The 20478-nt window shown below is 50.5% G+C and carries 22 protein-coding genes; 13 read left to right on the top strand and 9 right to left on the bottom strand.

Annotated features, from left to right (window positions below; all coding sequences use genetic code 11):
* The first annotated feature begins 3 nt into the window (after positions 1 to 3).
* Positions 4 to 774, top strand: a complete 771-nt coding sequence (locus CWI69_RS07050; RefSeq protein WP_126763263.1) for an SDR family NAD(P)-dependent oxidoreductase — start codon at positions 4 to 6, stop codon at positions 772 to 774.
* Positions 775 to 833: 59 nt separating this feature from the next.
* Here the strand turns inward: CWI69_RS07050 and CWI69_RS07045 are convergent, their stop codons facing one another.
* Together CWI69_RS07045 and CWI69_RS07040 are read right to left on the bottom strand one after the other, a co-directional pair.
* Positions 834 to 1919 (bottom strand): DUF2891 domain-containing protein, encoded by a 1086-nt coding sequence (locus CWI69_RS07045; RefSeq protein ID WP_126763262.1) that lies wholly within the window; start codon positions 1917 to 1919, stop codon positions 834 to 836.
* Between the two features lie 38 nt (positions 1920 to 1957).
* Complete coding sequence (locus tag CWI69_RS07040; RefSeq protein ID WP_241971057.1) at positions 1958 to 2167, bottom strand: hypothetical protein; 210 nt, start codon at positions 2165 to 2167, stop codon at positions 1958 to 1960.
* A 124-nt stretch (positions 2168 to 2291) separates the two neighbouring features.
* On the opposite strand from CWI69_RS07040, the gene CWI69_RS07035 reads away from it, so the two are divergent.
* Positions 2292 to 3629 (top strand): APC family permease, encoded by a 1338-nt coding sequence (locus tag CWI69_RS07035; RefSeq protein WP_126763258.1) that lies wholly within the window; start codon positions 2292 to 2294, stop codon positions 3627 to 3629.
* A 62-nt stretch (positions 3630 to 3691) separates the two neighbouring features.
* On the opposite strand, the gene CWI69_RS07030 is transcribed toward CWI69_RS07035, so the two are convergent.
* The 6 genes from CWI69_RS07030 to CWI69_RS07005 all read right to left on the bottom strand — a co-directional run bounded on the left by CWI69_RS07030 (position 3692) and on the right by CWI69_RS07005 (position 9436).
* Entirely contained in the window at positions 3692 to 4009 is a 318-nt protein-coding gene (locus CWI69_RS07030; RefSeq protein ID WP_126763256.1) for an antibiotic biosynthesis monooxygenase family protein, read from the bottom strand.
* Between the two features lie 40 nt (positions 4010 to 4049).
* Entirely contained in the window at positions 4050 to 5600 is a 1551-nt protein-coding gene (locus CWI69_RS07025; protein ID WP_126763254.1) for a phospholipase D family protein, read from the bottom strand.
* Between the two features lie 106 nt (positions 5601 to 5706).
* Positions 5707 to 7299 carry an ABC-F family ATPase gene (locus CWI69_RS07020; protein WP_126763252.1) on the bottom strand — a complete coding sequence of 531 codons (1593 nt, stop codon included), beginning with the start codon at positions 7297 to 7299 and terminating at the stop codon, positions 5707 to 5709.
* Between the two features lie 98 nt (positions 7300 to 7397).
* A complete protein-coding gene (gene rluF / locus CWI69_RS07015) occupies positions 7398 to 8261 on the bottom strand; it encodes a 23S rRNA pseudouridine(2604) synthase RluF (RefSeq protein WP_126763250.1) in 864 nt (287 codons plus the stop codon).
* Positions 8262 to 8467: 206 nt separating this feature from the next.
* Positions 8468 to 8665, bottom strand: a complete 198-nt coding sequence (locus tag CWI69_RS07010; protein WP_126763248.1) for a hypothetical protein — start codon at positions 8663 to 8665, stop codon at positions 8468 to 8470.
* Between the two features lie 150 nt (positions 8666 to 8815).
* Positions 8816 to 9436 (bottom strand): membrane-associated protein, encoded by a 621-nt coding sequence (locus CWI69_RS07005; RefSeq protein ID WP_126763247.1) that lies wholly within the window; start codon positions 9434 to 9436, stop codon positions 8816 to 8818.
* A gap of 79 nt (positions 9437 to 9515) precedes the next feature.
* Between CWI69_RS07005 and CWI69_RS07000 the strand changes: the two genes are divergently transcribed.
* From CWI69_RS07000 to egtD, 9 genes are all read left to right on the top strand, one after another.
* On the top strand, positions 9516 to 9851 hold the full coding sequence (locus tag CWI69_RS07000; protein ID WP_126763245.1) for a zinc ribbon domain-containing protein: 336 nt from the start codon (positions 9516 to 9518) through the stop codon (positions 9849 to 9851).
* Positions 9852 to 9967: 116 nt separating this feature from the next.
* A complete protein-coding gene (locus CWI69_RS06995; protein WP_126763244.1) occupies positions 9968 to 10390 on the top strand; it encodes a CBS domain-containing protein in 423 nt (140 codons plus the stop codon).
* A 121-nt stretch (positions 10391 to 10511) separates the two neighbouring features.
* Positions 10512 to 11135: a DNA polymerase ligase N-terminal domain-containing protein gene (locus CWI69_RS06990; RefSeq protein WP_126763242.1), complete on the top strand. Its 624-nt coding sequence runs from the start codon at positions 10512 to 10514 to the stop codon at positions 11133 to 11135.
* On the top strand, positions 11125 to 12153 hold the full coding sequence (ligD, locus tag CWI69_RS06985) for a non-homologous end-joining DNA ligase (RefSeq protein WP_241971056.1): 1029 nt from the start codon (positions 11125 to 11127) through the stop codon (positions 12151 to 12153). The genes CWI69_RS06990 and ligD (CWI69_RS06985) overlap by 11 nt, the downstream gene beginning before the upstream one ends.
* A gap of 15 nt (positions 12154 to 12168) precedes the next feature.
* Entirely contained in the window at positions 12169 to 13092 is a 924-nt protein-coding gene (ligD, locus tag CWI69_RS06980; protein WP_126763240.1) for a non-homologous end-joining DNA ligase, read from the top strand.
* Between the two features lie 14 nt (positions 13093 to 13106).
* On the top strand, positions 13107 to 15122 hold the full coding sequence (locus CWI69_RS06975; protein ID WP_126763238.1) for an acetyl-CoA hydrolase/transferase C-terminal domain-containing protein: 2016 nt from the start codon (positions 13107 to 13109) through the stop codon (positions 15120 to 15122).
* Positions 15123 to 15193: 71 nt separating this feature from the next.
* The gene (locus CWI69_RS06970; RefSeq protein WP_126763236.1) at positions 15194 to 15481 is read left to right on the top strand and encodes a sll1863 family stress response protein; all 288 of its coding nucleotides are present in this window, start codon (positions 15194 to 15196) and stop codon (positions 15479 to 15481) included.
* A gap of 84 nt (positions 15482 to 15565) precedes the next feature.
* Positions 15566 to 16846, top strand: a complete 1281-nt coding sequence (egtB, locus tag CWI69_RS06965; RefSeq protein ID WP_126763234.1) for an ergothioneine biosynthesis protein EgtB — start codon at positions 15566 to 15568, stop codon at positions 16844 to 16846.
* Positions 16847 to 16860: 14 nt separating this feature from the next.
* Complete coding sequence (gene egtD, locus CWI69_RS06960; RefSeq protein ID WP_126763232.1) at positions 16861 to 17811, top strand: L-histidine N(alpha)-methyltransferase; 951 nt, start codon at positions 16861 to 16863, stop codon at positions 17809 to 17811.
* On the opposite strand, the gene CWI69_RS06955 is transcribed toward egtD, so the two are convergent.
* Positions 17808 to 18548 (bottom strand): hypothetical protein, encoded by a 741-nt coding sequence (locus CWI69_RS06955; protein ID WP_126763228.1) that lies wholly within the window; start codon positions 18546 to 18548, stop codon positions 17808 to 17810. The two genes, egtD and CWI69_RS06955, sit on opposite strands and share 4 nt — an antisense overlap.
* Before the next feature lie 135 nt (positions 18549 to 18683).
* Here CWI69_RS06955 and CWI69_RS06950 point away from each other — a divergent pair, with 135 nt between their 5' ends.
* Together CWI69_RS06950 and CWI69_RS06945 are read left to right on the top strand one after the other, a co-directional pair.
* Positions 18684 to 19826, top strand: a complete 1143-nt coding sequence (locus CWI69_RS06950; RefSeq protein ID WP_126763226.1) for a sensor histidine kinase — start codon at positions 18684 to 18686, stop codon at positions 19824 to 19826.
* Positions 19823 to 20476 (top strand): response regulator, encoded by a 654-nt coding sequence (locus tag CWI69_RS06945; protein ID WP_126763224.1) that lies wholly within the window; start codon positions 19823 to 19825, stop codon positions 20474 to 20476. The genes CWI69_RS06950 and CWI69_RS06945 overlap by 4 nt, the downstream gene beginning before the upstream one ends.
* Positions 20477 to 20478 lie beyond the last annotated feature (2 nt).

The following is a 20478-nucleotide window of genomic DNA, read 5'->3' as shown; positions in this document are numbered from 1 at the left end:
GATATGAAACGCGTAGAGAACAAGGTCGCCGTGGTTACTGGCGGTGCGCTTGGAATAGGACGTGCGATCTGCCTGGAGTTGGCGAAAGAAGGCGCAACAGTTGCAGTAACGGATATTGCCGATGACAAAGGCCAGGAGGTAGTTAAGGCCATTCAGTCAGCCGGCGGTAACGCGAAATACTGGCACGTGGATACAGCGTCAGAAGACAATGTAAGCCAGGCGTTCGCCGACATCGTCGCTGAATTTGGCAGCATCGACGTCCTGGTCAACAACGCCGGCATCGCCGGCGCAAACAAGCCCACGCATGAAATCACCAAAGAGGAGTGGGACCAGGTTATCAATGTTAATGTCAGTGGTGTTTTCTATTGCACCAAGCATGTGATTCCAGTCATGCAAAAAGCCGGAGGGGGGAGCATTATTAACCTCTCTTCGATTTACGGCTTGATTGGTGCCGCGGACTTGCCGCCTTATCATGCATCCAAAGGCGCGGTGCGCCTGATGACCAAAAATGACGCATTGACCTATGCCAAAGACAAAATACGCGTCAATTCGATCCATCCAGGCTTTATCTGGACACCATTAGTCGAGGATCTGGGCAAAGCCTCTGATGAAGGCGTTGATGCCTTTAGAAAACAACTGGACAGCCTTCACCCCATCGGCCATGTCGGCGAGTCGGAAGACATCGCTTATGGCACCGTCTACCTTGCCTCCGACGAGGCCAAGTTTGTCACCGGCGCCGAGCTTGTGATCGATGGTGGTTATACTGCTCAGTAGAGTTTAGATGATGGTTAGTGCCGGCAATTGCCGTCATTAACCATCATATTCTGTGGAGGTTAGTGCTTTGCCTGGTTCAGTGCCTGAATGGCAAAACTACCGAGCCAGTGACCGCCTTCGTAACTGTCACCCACCAGGTTGGGGTACGAGTGCGCCATGTGCTTGTCCGCAACTTTGCGCAAGTGCGCGTACTGCGGGTACTCATTCGCTAACGCATAAAGGTTCCAGGCGCGACTGAAGTTTAACCCATCAAGGTGAACGAGTTTGCCGTCGGTGCGGTCGCTTACCTGCCCTACTTCCAGACTGTAATCTTTGTCCGCCAGTTGCGGCATGAAGTCAGCTAACCAGGGTAAAAATTCGTCCTTGGGCAACACCCGTTGCATTAAACCTATTTCTTCTAAGCAGGGCGAAATAAAATCGTAGCCGCTTGGCTCCCAGCTAATCGGACAATTCTTATCGGCAAGAAAATAATCTTTCGCGCGCTGCTCTATCAACTGCTTTAACTCGGTTAGCTCGTGATTTACCGCGTAATCGTATGCAAAGCTTAACCCAAAGGCGGTATTGGTATGCTCGCCGACACGCACTGGATAAAGCAGTTGGGGGAGAAAGCTTTCATAGCGCGCGATGATGACGTCCGCCAGTGGCTGCAAATTCGCAGCAAGTTCCTGACCAAGCGGGTCGTCCCAGGCGTGCAGTTCATCTGACAACTTCAGCAACCATGCCCACCCGTAGGTTCGCTCAAACGACTTATTGATCTCTTTACTAAAAAACTCCGCTTCGCGCGCGCCATTTTCAGCGGTTAAATTACGCTTCAGAATCGCTCTCGCTGTTTCTGCATGTTCCATATCAGGAAACTGCCGTAACAGCGTTACCAATGACCAGTAGCCGTGTACGGCACTGTGCCAGTCGAAACAGCCATAGAAGACCGGATGATGCACTCTGGGCTCCTGCACATCTTCAGCACTTCCCAGAGTGATGCCGGTTTTATAGGGGTAAGGTGTCTCGACGCAATGTAACGGCAGCGTCACCAATTTATCCGCCTCTTCCAGAGTTAACCGGTGAGTGGTCTCGCCGCTGGCCTGCGCCTGGTTAAACAATCCGAAAGATAAAAAAACTACACTGCCGATAATGGCGCGTTTGTTCATAAGTTTGCCTTTGCTGCTGATAGTTTATTCGTGCACCTTTAAGTGCCTGAAGATTTAGACTTAGTTTTCCATGGCGCAAATGCGATGAAATACAATAAGCCAATGTTGGCAAAAGGTACCAAAATCAGCAAGCCTAAAGGCCCTGGATACCCAATGCGCTGACATAGCCGCCAGGTGGGCGCCACCAAAATAACGCCTATCAAAAGCATCCAGAGGAAACCCGTACCTGTGAACATTTCATGACCCATCACAATATCTCCTTTTTTGACAAGTACCTAGGCTAGGTTAGACTCTAATTTAGCAAATTACAAAAAACCAAATGGTCTCTCTACCTAATCACGTCAAGTTTGCCTAATCAAAATGGAGTCATTAATGGAAGAGCATAGTCATGACAACCGCAACCAGAGTTATCGTAAGAATAGTCTAAGTCTATGGGGTGCAGTGTCGTTGGGCACCGGCGTGATGATAGGCGCGGGGATCTTCGCTCTGACCGGACAGGTTGCTCAATTGGCGCGCGAATGGTTTGTACTAGCCTTTGTTTGCGGCGGTATTATCGCTGGGTTCAGTGCTTATTCTTACGTAAAGCTAGCGCAAGCTTACCCCTCAGCTGGTGGCATCGCCATGTTTCTCAGCAAAGCTTACGGTAAGGGCAGTATCACGGCAATATTTGCCCTGCTCATGTATTTCTCGATGGTGATCAATGAAAGTCTGGTAGCTCGCACCTTTGCCTCCTATACCAGCCAATTGATCCCGTTCGAAGCCCAGTGGCTGATTCCAACATTAGCTGTAGGTCTGCTGGCCTTTGCTTTTCTCGTAAATATTTTGAGCAACGAGTTTATCCAAACCTTTTCCTTCTTCATGGCTTTCGTGAAAGCGGCCGGCTTAGTTATTCTCGCCGGTGGCGGATTATGGGCTGCGGGAATAGACTTTAAGTCAATATCGGTGGTGCCAGAGGAAGCTTCAACAGGCGGCATCCTGGCGGGTATTGCTCTGAGTATTCTGGCCTACAAAGGGTTTACCACGATTACCAATAGCGGCGATGAAATCGTTGACCCGAAAAGAAACGTCGGGCGCGCCATCATTCTCTCGCTAATACTCTGTGGCATCATCTATCTGCTTGTGACTTTGGCGGTGGGATCGAGCCTTTCCATAGATGAGATCGTCAAAGCTAAAGACTATGCGTTAGCTGAAGCTGCGCGTCCGGTTTATGGGAAAGTTGGCTTATGGATTACCGTAGGCTTCGCTATTGTCGCCACTGTCTCAGGGGTCATCGCCAGCGCTTTCGCTGTGTCCCGAATGCTGGCAATGCTTACTAACATGAAATTGGTGCCCCACAGTCACTTTGGCATGCCCGGCTCAATTCAAAAACATACCCTGGTTTACACGATAGTGATGGCGATGGCACTGGCGGCATTCTTCGACTTGAGCCGAATCGCCTCGCTTGGTGCGATTTTCTATATCATTATGGATATTGCCATTCACTGGGGGGTGTTAAGACATCTGAGAAAAGAGGTAAACGCCAATGTCGCTATACTACTCAGTGCAATAACTTTAGACGTCATCGTTTTAGCAGCTTTCCTGTGGATCAAGTGGAACAGTGACCCGCTTGTTATTTGGGCTTCGATTATCGGGATAGTATTTATCTCAGCCGGAGAAGTCGTGTTTTTGCGGCAAAAACGCAAGGAAGAGGAGACCGCTGAGCAGGAGTAACTGCTGTGAGGGTTCGAACCTGGCGCTGATAATAGCGCCTGTGTTCATACGTTTGCCTTTAGTTAATCAGTTTCAGGTGGCTTCACCACCCAGTCGGGATCAGCGAACTCACCGACGGGACGGATCTCACAGAAATCCGCCGCGCTGCGGATGATTTCGGCTACTTCCGGGTTGTCTTTAGACTCCATCGCATCGCGGGCCGCCTTGCTATCCCAGCTGGCAATCGCAATAAGCACCTTCGGATCGTCGAGTTTACGATGTAATTCAGTGCCCCGCGCCCCTGGCGCGCGCTGAATAATTTCGCTGGCGCGTACCCAGGCACGTGCATAGTCTTCTGCGCAGTGATCGCCTTTAATGTGTACTTCAAAAATATACTTCATTACGCTTCTTCCTCCGCCAGGCGGCAACCGGATCAAACGCTCATAAAAAGTAGTCTATCGGCAGCAGCGACATGAACCAGACATAGGTGCGTTGCCACCAACTTGTTTCAGGATCAGTGGAATAGTGAACCGGATTCGCTCTGGTCTGTTCAACCCAAGTCAATTTCCCCTCTGCATCCAACATTACCCTATAAGCCCCTTCAGGAACGCCATTTTCGAACGCCTGCTCCAGGGCTTGAGTGAGTTCAGGGCTGGCAATAATGAAGCCCAGCTCAGTATTCAAATTAGCTGAGCGCGGATCGAAATTAAACGAGCCGATAAACAGCAGTTTACCGTCAATAGCAGCCGCTTTTGCATGCAAACTGCCCGCTGACAGACTGAAGCTGCCCGCAGCATCTTCGTCCGATGCCAGCTGCTCATCGCTGAGTTTTAATTCATAAAGCTTTATACCTGCCTCCAGCAGCTCGCGACGCCACTTTATGTACCCGGCGTAAACGATGGCCAGGTCTGTTGCCGCCAGCGAATTGGTCAGGATGTTGATATCAACACCTTTGGCAGCAAGCTCCTTTAACACCTCTACCCCGGAAGCCGTCGGAATCAGATACGGCGTCACCAGATACAACCGTTGCTCTGACTGCAGAATGATATCTTCCAACCGGGGATACAATTGCTCGTCCTCTGCTGCTCGCCCTAGCCCTTTACTCGGGTCGTCGCTCAGCATTGTGGTGGGTGCCCAGGTGAGCTCCAGTCCACCGGCAACTAACCTGGTAAAAAACTGCGATTCATCTACTACAGTCTGATGGTTCACTGCATCATCACCGGATGTATGCTGCTGAACGATTTTTTCGATCGGCGCCGAGTCAGTTGGTGGCTGATCAGCCGGATGAATTAAATCGATAGGGTAAGCTGACTTGCTGTTCCAGTAGTCATCAAAATCCGTCACCACAGCATTGACCACAGGTCCAATTGCCAGTACATCCAAATCTGAAAAGAGAAAATCGTCGGTCGCACCAAAGTAAGGATCAGCAATATTTCGCCCACCGATGATGGTAACGCTGTTATCCACGGTGAATGTTTTATTGTGCATACGCCGGTTGGCACGGTCGAGATCGGTAATGAAGCCAAGCCACTTCTGTGATCTCATCACAAATGGATTAAATAGGCGAACTTCAATATTGGGGTGCTGATGAAGGCGATTAAGCTGCGCATCAAGTCCGGTGGTTTCAAAATCATCTAAGAGTAAGCGAACGCGAACGCCGCGCTGCGCGGCTTTAACCAGCTCCTGTGTAAGCATACTACCGGTACTATCCAGGCGCCAGATGTAGTACTGCAAATCGATACTTCGCTCGGCTCCACGCACGAGCTGAATTCGCGCGGCGAAAGCATCTTGGGAATCAGCGAGAATATGGATCCCTGACCTGTCGGGGTGGCGTTCCGCCTGTTCTGAAACTGCCGCCCCCAAAGTCGTCCGCTCGGTTACCGAAGCAGACAAAGCGTAGCTTTCTTCAATGGCTGTGCGTGGTGGCAACTGACACGCGGTCAATGCAAACGCCACTATCAGCAGTATCGCAACGCGTAGTCTTTTCGCCATTGTCATCCCTTGCAACGTATTGACTAGCTGAGTTAATTCCCCTAAAGACTAGTATAGACGTTAGCAGAGTAAAACCGTCGACCGCGTTATTGCAGCTAAAAAATCGTCAGAGCTGTGCCTGCTGCCGCAAGTAATCATCGTAGGTGCCGGAGAAATCACGCATCCCCTGGTCAGTTAACTCGATGATGCGCGACGCCAGCGACGATACGAACTCACGGTCATGGCTGACAAACAACAAGGTACCGTCGTAATGCTCAAGCGCCAGGTTTAACGCTTCAATGGATTCCATGTCCAGGTGGTTGGTCGGCTCGTCCATGATCAGTACGTTTGGTCGCTGCATGATCAGTTTGCCAAAAATCATGCGTCCTTTTTCGCCACCTGACAAAATGGTGACCGGCTTTTTGATGTCGTCCTGCGAGAACAGCATGCGCCCAAGCACACCACGGATTGCTTGCTCATCGTGATGGGGCTGTTTCCACTGGCTCATCCAGTCAAACACGCTGATTTTGTCTTTAAACCAATCGGCATGATCCTGCGCGTAATAGCCGATAGTAACGTTCTCTGACCATTTGATCAGACCGTCATCTAGTTTGTGCTGGCCGACTAAAGACTTCAAAAGAGTCGTTTTACCGATACCGTTCGCACCCAAAATCGCGACTTTTTCGCCGACTTCAATCATGGCGCTGAGGTCTTTTAACACCTGCACGTCATCGAAAGACTTGGTCACACCCTGCATTTCTAGCGCCAGACGATACAGCTTTTTCTCTTGTTCAAAGCGAATAAAGGGGCTTACGCGACTTGAAGCTTTAACCTCAGCCAACTGAATTTTTTCGATTTGTTTAGCACGCGACGTTGCCTGTTTTGCTTTCGAAGCATTGGCAGAGAAGCGGCTGACAAATTGTTGCAGCTCAGCGATTTTCTCTTTCTTCTTGGTGTTCTCATTGAGCAGCTGCTCGCGTGCCTGCGTTGCCGCAAACATATACTGGTCGTAATTACCGGGGTACACACGCAGTTCGCCGTAATCAATATCGGCCATATGCGTACACACGCTATTCAGGAAGTGCCGATCGTGCGAAATAATAATCATGGTCGCCTGGCGCTCATTAAGCACCGTCTCTAACCAGCGAATAGTATTGATATCCAGGTTGTTGGTCGGCTCATCTAGCAACATGATATCCGGCTCAGAAAACAGTGCCTGTGCTAACAACACACGTAGTTTCAGGCCTGGCGCGATATCACTCATCAGGCCGTAATGGGTTTCGATCGGGATGCCCACGCCCTGCAGCAATTCACCGGCCCGTGATTCTGCGGTGTAGCCATCCAGCTCCGCAAACTCTACTTCCAAATCGGCAACGCGCATGCCGTCTTCTTCGCTCATTTCGGCCATGTTGTAGATGCGATCACGCTCAGCTTTGACCCGCCACAGCTCTTCATGACCCATGATCACAGTGTCAACCACCGAGTACTGCTCGTAGGCAAACTGATCCTGACGCAACTTACCGACGCGCATGTTCGGCTCAATGGAAACATTCCCCGCCGATGGCTCCAGCTCACCGCTCAGGATGCGCATAAAAGTGGATTTGCCGCAGCCATTGGCGCCAATCAAGCCATACCGATTGCCGTCGCCGAATTTAACAGAGATATTTTCAAAAAGAGGTTTTGCACCAAATTGCATGGTGATATTTGCAGCAGAAATCACGTTTGAACACCCGAACAAAAAATAGGCGCGTAATCTACGTGTTTTAGCACCAAATTACAAAGGAAGTTTGCACTAATTTCGCGGGCTCACCAGCTATTTTAGCTTTTGTTCCGCCGTTGCGGGCGCTGCCCTGAAATTTTCGGCTTGGCGCGATGCCTGGAATTCCCCTGGGGTTTGCCTTGCGATTGCGGTTTCGCTTGTGGTTTCGGGCGGCGGCTGCGATGGCCCTCCGGCGCCAGTCCGCTGGAATTCTCGATAGATTTCATCAATTCTGTCAGTTCAGATTCGGTCAAATTCCGCCATTGCCCGACCTGTAATTTGCCTAACCGGATATTCATGATGCGGGTACGCTCGAGCTTACGTACTTCATAGCCAAAGTACTCACACATGCGACGAATCTGGCGATTCATGCCTTCGATTAACGTCAGTCGAAAAACAAAATTGGAGACCTGTACCACTTTACATTTTTTCGTGCGCGTACCGAGAATTGGGACTCCACCTGCCATTCCGGCAATGAAATCAGCGGTGATCGGTTTTTGCACTGTTACCACGTACTCTTTTTCGTGTTTGTTACCAGCGCGCAGAATTTTATTCACCAAATCGCCGTCACTGGTCAGAAAAATTAACCCTTGCGAGTCTTTATCAAGGCGTCCGATAGGGAAAATACGGCTCTTGTGACCGACAAAGTTGGTGATATTGTTGCGTTCGGCGGAATCAGTAGTCGATACCACGCCCACCGGTTTGTTAAGCGCGATAAACACAAAAGGTTGCTTATCTTCAGCACGAATCGGTCGGCCATTCACCTTCACTTCGTCACCGTCGGCTACTTTGTCACCCACCACAGCCTTGCGGCCATTGAGCGTGACCTGGCCCTGCTCAATAAATTTGTCGGCCTCACGCCGTGAACAGATACCACTTTCACTAATAAACTTATTTAACCGAACCGTTTCACGTTCTTGCATAGAACCTCTTGAGGAGTCTGACCTTCATCCAGAACCAACACCTGATCGTTTATCTGGACTGGCAAATCTAATGGGATTTATACCATTAATAAATAAAAAAATGACCCCCAATAAATGGTCAAGCCAGTTATTGAGGGTCATTAGATCAGGGTGATCTCTGTTTCTGCTTGTTGTCACTAACTACTATCGATATATCTTTTCAACAATCAGCGATCGTCCTGCCCCCGTTGCTCGGGCGCAATCTGCTTGTCTTTTTGCGAATGATTGCCATGGTTTGAATTCGCACGGCTATGATCTTCACGACTCTGATTTTCTTTATCTTGCTGAGATTGCAGCTTGCGCTTTTCCTCTTCAGTAAGATCTTGCTCATGTTTTTTAACTTTCGGATTCATTGGCCCAGTCATAAAGCCTCCTTAATCATTAAAAATGTCAGTGCGTTTTCATTTTCGTGTCACGCTTAAAGTGTAGCAAAAATCCGCTCGAAACTTAAATCAGCTCGCCTGCTACCTCTTATCCACTGCTACAAAAGACTTTCAGATAATGCTGCTTTCGCACTAACGTGGCGGAAAAAATCGTTTAAAGAAAAAGTGCGAAGGAGTGTAAATAAGGAGGATAAACCCTGCCAGTAACAAGCTAAGATAAACCAGTGGCGGCAAGTCTGTGCGCTGTTCGGCTAGTCCATAAACCCAGTTGATATTCTTTTCCGGCTCGGTGATCAAATAGGTCAGCGGAACGATGATTAACGCGATAAGAATCTGCAACGGATAAGCGCGCTTATCGTAGCCGTATTTTATAAGCATCAGGAGAATTACCGGCGGTAATGCCAGATGGAAAATACCTGAGAGCATTCTGACAAACCAGTGGTTCTCATCAGTAAACATGTACAGCGCAACCTGAGTCAGCTGAGCGCCAGAGAGGAAATCGGCGATCCAGGATAACTCCAGCAGCAGCACTGCTACGGCCATGGTACTGGCCAACAAACGATTCTCCCACCACAGCGCCGGCACCATGAGAATTAAAGCAATATCTGAGAACCAGAGGAAATTCGTCGGGCCCAGGGTATGCCAATAGACCGGAATGATAACGGCGACCATCAGGGTGTAGGCCACTTTTAGCCAGAGTGGGATCCGCTGGTGTTGCTCATCGTTATCAGCTCGGGTTTTGTTACCAATCATGCCGCTTCCTTATGAAAAAGTTCATCTTTCTTCTACACTTAATAATAGACATTCAACCAAACAGCAAACAGGTGTAGCAATGGCGATTGAAAAATGTCCAAAGTGTGAAGATCAGGTGCTGGATAACAAATACAGCTGTCCTGCCTGTGGTTTCGTGAAACCTGACAAGCCCGAGCAACAAAAACATCCGAAGAAGGAACAGATCACCACTGAGAACACTTCCAAAAGTCTGCAGATTCAAGGGGTGGTGTCCGTCGTTCTGTTTATCGTTGGTATACTCTGGTTTTACCTGACCGCTGATGAGTATCAACAACGTGGCCAACTCAATATTATCGCGCTCTTGATGTTTGTGATTGGCTTCATCTGGTATGTGGTGACGCGCTTTCGCATCTGGCGACAACATAAGTCAGGTTGAAAAATCGTCTTTCCGTTACTAGGCTTAATAGGTGTAGTAAAGAAGTATAGCTGCACAGGAAAACTGCATATGCAGCCTTAGTTTTACCAGATAAAACGTTGAAAGGAGGCAAAATCATGCAAGTTAAAAACGTAATGACGACACAACCGCAATACCTGAAAGACAACGTAAGTATTCGCGAAGCAGCGCTCACCATGCGCAACAACAAAAGTGGCTTTGAGCCGCTCACCGATGCCACCAAAGTCACCGGTGTGATTACCGACCGCGATGTTACTGTTCGGGCGGTAGCAGAAGGTAAGAGTCTGGATGATAAAGCCAGCAGCATTGCCACTGAACGAGTCCTGTACACCTATCAGGACGACGACGTCGAAGATGTTGTGCAAAATATGGTAGAACAGAAAGTTCAGCGCTTATTAGTACTTAATAACCGCGAAAACAAAGATTTAGTCGGAGTAGTGACGCTCGGCGATATCGCTAATCACTGCGAAGATCCGCAGTTAGCTCTGAAAATCGTAAAAGCTTCCCGCACCTATAATTAAGCGTGCAGGAGTACACACTGAGTCATGATCCGTTAAGCCAGCCGCAGTGCTGGCTTTTTTCTTAAGTGACAGCTTAAATTGCAGAAGGTAGTAGTTGCATCACCGGCAAAAAGGGGCTGATATGGCATCATCAGATAAAAGTACCGATGGTTACCAGGAAAAAAGAGACTTCCGCAAGACCTCCGAGCCGAAGGGGGACGACGTGGATTTCGATTGGGCTGAAGCCCGTCCTGTGTTCGTTATCCAAAAGCACGACGCGTCCAATTTACACTATGACTTTCGCATTGAAGTTGATGGCGTCCTCAAATCCTGGGCGGTGCCAAAAGGTCCCTCAACGGACCCGTCAGAAAAACGCCTTGCCCTGCCGACGGAAGACCACCCGCTGGATTATGCTGACTTTGAAGGAACTATCCCGGAAGATGAATACGGGGGTGGTACTGTCATGGTATGGGACAGAGGCTGCTATCGAAACCTAAAAGAAGACAATGATGACGATGATACGAAATCGATCGCACAACAACTTGAAGACGGTCATGCCACCATTTGGCTGGAAGGTGAAAAACTGACAGGTGGTTACGCATTAATTCGCACCGACAGCGGCGATGACGAGCGCTGGCTGCTGGTAAAAATAGACGATGATAAAGCCGATGCCCGCCGCAACCCGGTTTCAACCGAACCTGACTCGGTCAAAACCCATCGCAGTTTAGCGGATATTGCTGAACAAGCGGAGTCCGATGATGACTGATGTGCTGGAGCTTTTAGATGACGATGACCGTGAACGTGCGCGTCAGCAAGCGATGCCCGACTGGCTCGACCCCATGCTGGCGAAGCTGACCCATGATCATTTCTCTGACGATAAATGGATTTACGAACGTAAGCTTGATGGCGAACGTGTGAATGCTTACATCAGCACCAACGGTAAGGTAACCTTATGTTCGCGCAACAAAAAATGTCTAAATGAAAGCTATCCTGAACTGGTAGAAGCCTTGCAGGGTCAGGCACCGCGCGGCGCTATTTTCGACGGCGAAGTGGTTGCACTGAATAGCGACGGCGTCAGTGACTTTCAGCGCCTGCAAGCAAGGATGAATGTCAGTACCGAGCAAGAAGCGCGCGCCAGCGATGTGCAGGTTTACTATTATTTGTTCGACTGCTTGTATTTGGATGGCCACAACATTACCGAATGCACCCTGCGCGGGCGTAAAAAGCTACTGCGCAGCGCTTTGCAATGGAACGACCCCCTGCGCTTTACCGCACACCGTAACGGCGACGGTATCGCTTACTATAAAGAAGCCTGTGACAACGGTTGGGAGGGGCTGATCGCAAAACGCGCCGACAGCAGCTACGTACATAGTCGCTCACCCCATTGGCTGAAGTTCAAATGCCTGATGCAGCAGGAGTTTGTTATTTGCGGATTCACCGAGCCCGAGGGCGAGCGCATCGGGTTTGGTGCGCTGTTGCTCGGTTTTTATCGCGATAATGAGCTGATTTACGCTGGCGACGTTGGTACTGGCTTTGATGAGCAGACGTTGAAAAGCTTACATAAGAAGCTGCAGTCGTTAAGCCGCAAGACCTCGCCGTTTGATACGGACGCACCCTCAGGTGACGAGATAACCTTCATAACCCCGAAACTGGTTTGCGAAGTCGCATTCAGCGAATGGACCGCCGATGATAAGTTGCGCCACCCGCGCTTTCAGGGCTTGCGCCGCGACAAAGAAGCGACCGAGGTTTGCCAGGAAATTGCTGACCAGGTCGCCGATGTTTAACTCGAGGATGAACCAATGGAAATAAACGGACACCAGATCGAGATTTCCAAACGCGACAAATTATTCTTTCCTGACGCGGGCATCAGCAAGGGCGATTTAATCGATTACTACGAGAAAGTCGCCGAGGTTATGGTGCCGCATATGCAGCATTATGGCGTAAGTATGGAACGCTTTCCCGACGGCCTGCAAGGCGATAGTTTTTTCAATAAGGACACGCCGGACTATTTCCCGGACTGGATAACCACCGTCGCTATTGAAAAACGTGAGGGCGGACACTTTAAAGCACCTGTCGTGGATACTCCCGCGGCCTTAATTTATCTCGCCAATCAGGCTGTCATCACGCCTCATCTTTATTTATCGCGCACCGACGACCTGGAGCATCCCGACAAACTGGTGTTTGATTTAGACCCTCCCAGCACGGATGACAGTGCTGCAGCATTACGTCAGGCGGCACTTCACGTCCGCGAACTCATGGCCGAAATCGCGCTGGACACCTGGATTCAGACCTCAGGAGCTAACGGCTTTCACCTTGTTGTTCCACTTGATCGTAGTGCTGATTTTGACCAGGTGCGTGAATTCGCAAAAGACTGTGCACGTTTGCTGGTGCACCGCCATGGCAGCAAATACACGCTGGAGCAGCGCAAGGATAAGCGTGATGGCAAAATCTTCTTAGATATGTTGCGCAATGCTTATGGCGCGACCTCGGTTGCCCCCTACGCTGTGCGTGCCCAGCCGAGCGCTTCCGTTGCCACACCCATCGAGTGGGATGAACTGATAGATGGTGCGGGCCCACAAAGCTGGACGCTGAAAACAATCCCACGACGCCTGGCGCAGAAAGAAGACCCCTGGCAGGGACTGATGAAACATGCCTATCGCCTGGACGCTCATCAGCAACAACTAGATGAGCTTTTAGCCACAGAAGGTGTGAGCGATGACTAAGCAGGAACTTTGCCATGCCTCATGAGCGCCCGCAGCGGGTTTCTACTGTAAACGATTGTGTTGATCAGCTGCTGCAGCGGGTCGGCAAGAAAATCACCCTGGGTTTGCCCCTTGGCTTAGGTAAGCCCCTGCTTTTTACCAATGCGCTGTATCAACGCGCCAAAGCAGATCCTTCTATCGAGCTGCATATCGTTACCGCACTGTCTTTATTACCGCCCGCGCCGTCAGCCGGATTGGAAGCACGCTTTATGACGCCCATAATAGAGCGTTTGTATGGCGCTGTACCTGAACTCGATTATGCCCGCGATGTGCTCAACCATGATCTCCCCGACAACGTTAAAGTATCTGAATTTTTCTTTCAGGTGGGGAGTTTTCTGCATCACAGCGAGCAACAGCAGCACTACATTTGCACCAACTACACGCACGCTATGCGTGATTTGCTTGCCCTCGGAATCAATGTCATCGCTCAGCTGGTCGCACCCGATGACAACCCACGAGCAACGCAGCAGCTCAGTTTAAGCTGTAATCCAGATTTATCGCTCGACCTGTTCAGGCACCTGCGCGCTGCTGAAACAGTTGACCAACCGATAGCTCTGATCGCCGAGTGTAACCCAAACCTGCCATTTTTTGGTCGCGACGCGGCAGTTCCCGCATCAACCTTTGATCTGATCCTGCAAAATGAAGCCTCTGACTATCCATTGTTTGCAGTTCCGCAGGAGGAGATAAGTCCCGCCGACCACTTGATTGGCTTTTATGCCAGCAGCCTGATTAAAGATGGTGGTACCTTACAGGTCGGTATTGGCTCGTTAGGCGCTGCCCTTGTTTACAGCATTTGCTTGCGCCATCAGCACAACGCTAACTGGCGCGAACTATACCAGGCGCTGGACCTCGCAAAACATTTCCCGATCGCCACCACAGCCGGTGGCACAGAGCCTTTTACCAAGGGTTTATATGGCTGCAGTGAAATGATGGTGGACGGCTTCATCTATTTATTAGAAGCCGGTATTTTAACCCGTAACGTGTACCCCGACGCCGAGCTACAAGAAAAGATTAACGCCGGTGTTATCGACCCGGAACACAGCGATGATGAGCGGTTACAACAGGGGACCGTCATGCACGGTGGCTTTTACCTTGGCCCTAATGCTTTTTATGAGAAATTGCGGCAACTTAGCCCCCAGCAGCGTGATCGAATCTGCATGAGCAGCGTAAATTACATTAATGACCTTACTAATCACCGTTTCGGTGACCAGCGTCTAAAAGTGGCGCAACGGGTTTCCGGTCGCTTCATCAATTCAGCCATCCAATGCACACTGAGTGGTGCCGTGGTTTCCGATGGCCTGGACGACGGCCGCGTGTTGAGCGGCGTGGGCGGACAGTACAATTTCGTCGCCATGGCACACGAGCTTCCGGACGCCCGCTCGATAATAACTTTGCGCAGCACCCGCACTTCTGGCGGCAAGGCCAAGTCAACTATTGTCTTTTCCTATGGGCATTGCACTATCCCACGCCATCTTCGGGATATTGTGGTTACCGAATACGGCATTGCCGATCTGAGAGGAAAAAGCGATGAAGAGGTTTACCTTGCTTTAATTCGCATCGCCGACGCCAGGTTCCAACCTGAGTTGTTAGAGGAGGCGAAAAAGGCCGGCAAAATCGCCGCGGACTTCTGTCTCCCTGAAGCGTGGCAGAACAATACTCCCGCAGCCATCGAGCGGGCACTTCAGCAATTTCAGAAGCAGGGTCTGTTCCCGGCATTCCCCTTCGGCACTGAGCTTAGTGACGATGAGATTGAGTTGAAGCAGGCGCTCGAGCAGCTGGAACAACGCACGTCCACCTTACCTGGAAAACTATGCACACTGTTTAAGGCCGTGCTCTTCGGTTCCAGTCATAATGAATACAGCGAGCTACTCGAGCGTATGGAACTGCAGCAGACGCAAGGTTTAAAAGCCTGGCTGGATCGAAGATTACTTGTCGTAGCGTTAAAACGAGCAGTGGCGTTAAAACAAGCAGGTGATTCATCGCGGCCTTGATTGTTTCGCCCTTCTTGACCATGCTTTTAGTGAAGACAGTTTTAAATCCATCGTAAATGAGGAGTTTAAAAATGGCAGACAAAGAAGCCGTAGAGAAAAAGCAAGAAGCTAAAATTGAAGAGATGAAAGCCGAAATGGACCGTCTCAGAGCCAAAGCCAAACAGGCCGAAGCTGACAGTGAGATAAAGTATAAGGAGAAAATGATGGAGCTTGAGGCGTTAAAAGACGAAGCCGAAAGCAAACTCGACAGCTTAAAGAAATCCAGCAAAGACGCTTGGTCTGAAATCAGTACCGGTCTTGAGTCAGCGACACAATCGCTATCAACCGCAATTAAATCAGCCAAGCAAGAATTCAAATAGGACGTGAAGGCTGTTTGTCGCGCTGAATCGCGATACCAGGTGGTCGCCAGGACCAACTCATTTGTTGTACAGGAGACTTAGCAAATGCCGAGTGGCGCACTCTCGTTTGATAGTGAAAGCTCATCAGAGCATAGTTTAATCGCCCAGTATGAGCGCGTGCGTGCGCAAACCATGGCACTGATTGAGGACCTAAGCGCGGAGGATATGCTGCTGCAGTCAATGCCTGACGCAAGTCCGACGAAATGGCATCTGGCACATACCACCTGGTTTTTTGAAACCTTTCTACTGCAACCCTACCTGTCCGGGTATAAGCCTTTTGACGAGGCGTATCAGTACCTGTTCAATTCCTATTATGAAACCGTTGGCGAACGACATCCCAGGCCGCAACGGGGGTTGCTGTCGCGGCCGCCACTGGAGGAAGTTCTTGCATACCGCGAATATGTCGATAAGGCCATGGCACAATTACTGCCTACTGCAAACACCGACATTGAAGCTGGCGTTACTATCGGTCTACATCATGAAATGCAGCATCAGGAATTGTTAGTGACCGACATTAAGCATGCGTTGTCGTTAAACCCTTATGCACTGGCTGTAGATGACAGTACTTCACTAAGCGCAGCCAGTGACCACAAGCCTGCGCCGCGCGAGTTTGTTCATTTTGAAGGTGGCTTGTGCTTTATCGGCACTGATGCTCAATCGGAATTTGCTTATGACTGTGAGCAGCCCAGACACCAGGTTTTCGTTGCGGATTTTAGTCTTAGTGACCGTCTGGTGACCAATGCCGAATGGCTCGAATTCATTGAAGATGGCGGTTATGAACGACCCAAACTCTGGCTTTCAGATGGCTGGGCGACAGCGCAGCAGGAAGGCTGGCAGGCCCCGCTCTACTGGCATCGCCGCAATGATCACTGGTATACCCTCACCCATCGTCGCCGTGAGCCATTAGATCCAAACGCGCCGGTATGTCATATAAGTTACTATGAAGCAGATGCGTTTGCCCGCTGGTGCGGCTGCCGCTTGCCTACCGAGTTTGAATGGGAGGTTGCTGCCCGCACCGTTGCCCTCAAAGGCAACTTGTTGGAATCTCAGCACCTGCTACCGCAGCCAGCGCCATCAGGTCATAAAGGACTCAAGCAAATGTACGGAGATGCATGGGAATGGACACAAAGCCCCTTCATTCCGTATCCGGGTTTCACTACTCCTGAAGGGGCGCTGGCAGAATACAACGGCAAGTTTATGGCGAACCAGTGGGTACTGCGAGGCGGCTCGTGTGCTACCGCGCACCAACAAATGCGCGCTACCTATCGCAACTTCTTTTATGCGCATCAACGCTGGCAGTTCACCAGCTTACGTCTGGCCAAATAAAATCAGGAAGCCTTATGAACAGTGAATTTCTACAGGATGTTCTGGCGGGGCTGCGCCTGCCGCAAAAAGAATTACCACCGAAGTATTTTTATGATGCGCAGGGCTCTAAATACTTTGACCAGATTTGCGAACTCGAAGAGTACTACCCCTACCGTACTGAGCTGCGCCTGTTACCTCAGGTCGGCAAAGAGCTGCAGGCCTATTTCAGGGAAAAATCGATAACTGGTATTCAACTGGTCGAATTTGGCGCCGGATCCTTACACAAAGTGAAGCCAATACTGCAGGAACTCACCATGGTTAAGCAATTCACTGCTATCGATATTTCCGGTGAACACCTGAAAGCTGCTTCGGCTGAGCTGGCTGACATCTTCCCGGATCTACCCATAAAAGCTGCGCAAGGCGACTTTACTAAACCCATGCAATTAGAGCTATCTGACGCCACCCCAATGGGATTTTTTCCCGGCTCCACCATTGGCAACTTTGATCCGGACGACGCTCTGGATTTTTTGCGCAATGCGCGGGTAACGCTTGGCAGCGGTAGCTACATGCTACTAGGGGTGGATACCAAAAAGGACCAGCAAATGCTGGAGGATGCCTATGATGACAGCAGCAATGTTACTGCCCGCTTTAATAAGAATATCCTGACTCGCATAAACCGTGAATTAGACGCCAATTTTGACCCGGACCAGTTCGAGCATGTTGCGGTTTACAATCAGCAACTGGGACGCATTGAAATGCATTTACGCAGCCGCACGGATCAACAGGTAGAAATTGCCGGCGAGTCGTTTCAGTTTGAGAAAGGCGAAACCATTCACACTGAAAACTCCTATAAATACCATCCTGCCGAATTCGAACAACTGGCGAGTAGCGCTGGCTGGACGCGTGAATGCTTATGGCTGGCGCCCGATGATATCTTTGCGGTAATGCTGTTATCCAGCGGCGACAACAGTGCAATGCCGCGTTAGCGCCTGACCGGCGCCGCGACATAACGGTTTGTCGCCCAAAAGATAACGAAAGTGCCAACAATCCCGGGCACCAGCCAGGCCAGCAACTGCCAGTCACCGAGGAAATTGAACCAGTGCCGCGCGCCAAAGGCAAAAAATGCGGTATAAACGGCGATGCCCGAACCAATAGTTGAGCTAATATGCTCGGCCAGCCAACGTTTCGGTGCTGCTTCTTTAACGTAAGCAAAATGGCTCATTTGTATGCCTGAAACCAAGCCGATACCGCCAAAAATGTAATGCAATATCATGCGGTCGTCGCTAAGTATCGCCATGCTAATCAGACTGGCGCCACCCAGGAACAGGCTTGCAGGCATCCACAAGTAGCTCCAGCGCCGGAACACCGCCGTATTGCGCTTGTGTTTGAGCACCAGCATCGCCTGACGTACGCTGACAAAGGTCAGCAACGATAAAAACAGCAACATACTCCAGAAGTAATAGATTTGCTGCAACATCGCCGGTACTGACGTCGCACGCTGCAACAGCTCTGCCTTAAAATATGCCGGGTGACTTAACACCATCACCGACATCAGAATCCCCGACGTCGCGACCAGGTACATGCTCCACACGTACACCCTGCCAAACCATACATGACTGCTGCCACCTTTACGTACAGCGATGGGCACCCAGAAAATAATCAATGCAACAGTACCGAGCAGAATATGTAAATACAGCATAGCTTGGTGAATGGCTAACATCATGATTCCCCTTGTCCAGCCAACGAAGTTACAACAAGCTTACTGCAGGCCAGGGCACCGCACAGGTGCCGTTCGTCACGATTTAAAACATGACTTTTGGCCTATTGCGGGGGTGCAGTCCTGTGCCATACTCAAGCGATGAAAAAACTCGCGTCGCTCATTTCAGTCGAACTCTTTTCCGCGGTCATGACCATGCTTCTGGTGGCCGGCTCCACTATTTATTTCACGGTGGTGAGCAGCCGTCCCCAGCCGGCATGGGGGATTCCGTTACTATGCTTTTTATTCATTAGTTTTGCCCTACTGTTTTTGCTCAGTACCCGCGATAAACCTTTCCAGCATGAGCCCCGCACACGCATTCTATTGATTGTGTTGCAGTACATACTGGTAGTGGCGATGTATTTTGCCACGCCATTCACCTATGTCGCTATCTTTGGCACCATATGGTCGGCACAGCTCCCCTACTTCATGAGCACGCGTCTGGCATTCTTACTTTCGCCTCTGTTCGCGTTACCTATCTGGCTTGCCTTCGGCCTCTATTGGGGAATCGACAACTCCTGGATCTCAACCCTGCTTTTTTGGGCGTTTAATCTATTCGCTACCATGATGTCTGCGGCGCAATTGCGCGAAGCCCGGGCACGGCATGAAGCGGAACAAACAAACCGCGAACTGAAAGCGACGCAGGCTTTGTTAACTGCGGCAACAGAGCAAGCCGAACGCACCCGCATTGCCCGCAATATCCATGATTTGCTCGGTCACCATCTGACTGCCCTGTCCATTCACCTGCAAGTCGCCAGCCGTAAAGCGAATCCCGAAGCACGAGAAGCTGTTGAGCGGAGTCACTCCCTGGCAAAGCTATTGCTGGCGGACGTTCGCGAGGCCGTATCCGATATCCGTGAACACGACCACATTGACATTCAACACGCCCTGCGCCAGCTCGCCAATGCCTCCCCCACCGCAGAAATCTGTGTTACCTGTGATGACGATATACGCATCAATGCCATTCAGGTTGCTGATACGCTGTTGCGCTGCACGCAGGAGTCCATCACCAATGCGCTGCGCCACGGCCGGGCAACGCGCATTGAGATCACCCTAAGACAGCGCGCACACGACTGGCAGTTGACCATTCAGGATAACGGTATGGTGCGCAAGAACTGGCAGCCGGGTAATGGCTTAAAAGGAATGCAGGAACGCGCTCAACAAATTGGGGCGAAACTCGAGTGGCAGCTGACCGAACCGGGTTTTTGCACCACTTTAACCGTGCCACAACAGGACGCGCTATGATCAAGGTGTATTTGGTTGATGACCAGACGCTGGTGAGGCAAGGCATACGCAGCTTGCTTGAGCTTTCCGAGCAAGTAATAGTCAGCGGTGAAGCCGCCGGAGGTCAGCAGGCCTTAGCGGATCTTGTCGCGGCCGAAGCAGCAACTCAGCCGCAGGTCATTTTGATGGATATTCGTATGCCCGGGCTCAGCGGTATAGACACCCTTGCGCAGTTGCGCGCCGCGGGGGTGAATGTACCCGTTATGATGCTTACTACCTTTGATGATCACAGCTCGGTTATGGCTGCATTACAACAAGGTGCCAGCGGCTATGTACTCAAAGATGTGGCGCTGGAAACCCTGGTTGAGGCCATCACCCATGTCGCCGGCGGCGGGCGCTGGATTCAACCCGCTGTGACGGAGCGCATGTTACAGGGCCTGCAACAGGTTGAAACCGAATTCAGTAGTGCCGACCAACCGGAGCCATTATCTGACAAGGAGCTGGCTGTATTACGACTCATGGCCAGCGGTTTAAGTAATCGTGAGATTGCCAGCGCATTATTTAAGTCTGAAGGTACAGTAAAAAACCAGGTCTCGACCATTATGGCCAAACTTGGCGTACGCGATCGCACCCGCGCGGTTTTGAAAGCTTTGGAAACAGGTTGGATCTAAGC

The sequence above is a fragment of the Pseudidiomarina halophila genome, from assembly GCF_003987215.1.
GTDB classification, from domain to species: domain Bacteria; phylum Pseudomonadota; class Gammaproteobacteria; order Enterobacterales; family Alteromonadaceae; genus Pseudidiomarina; species Pseudidiomarina halophila.
This window is presented reverse-complemented; position numbering and strand designations above follow the sequence as displayed.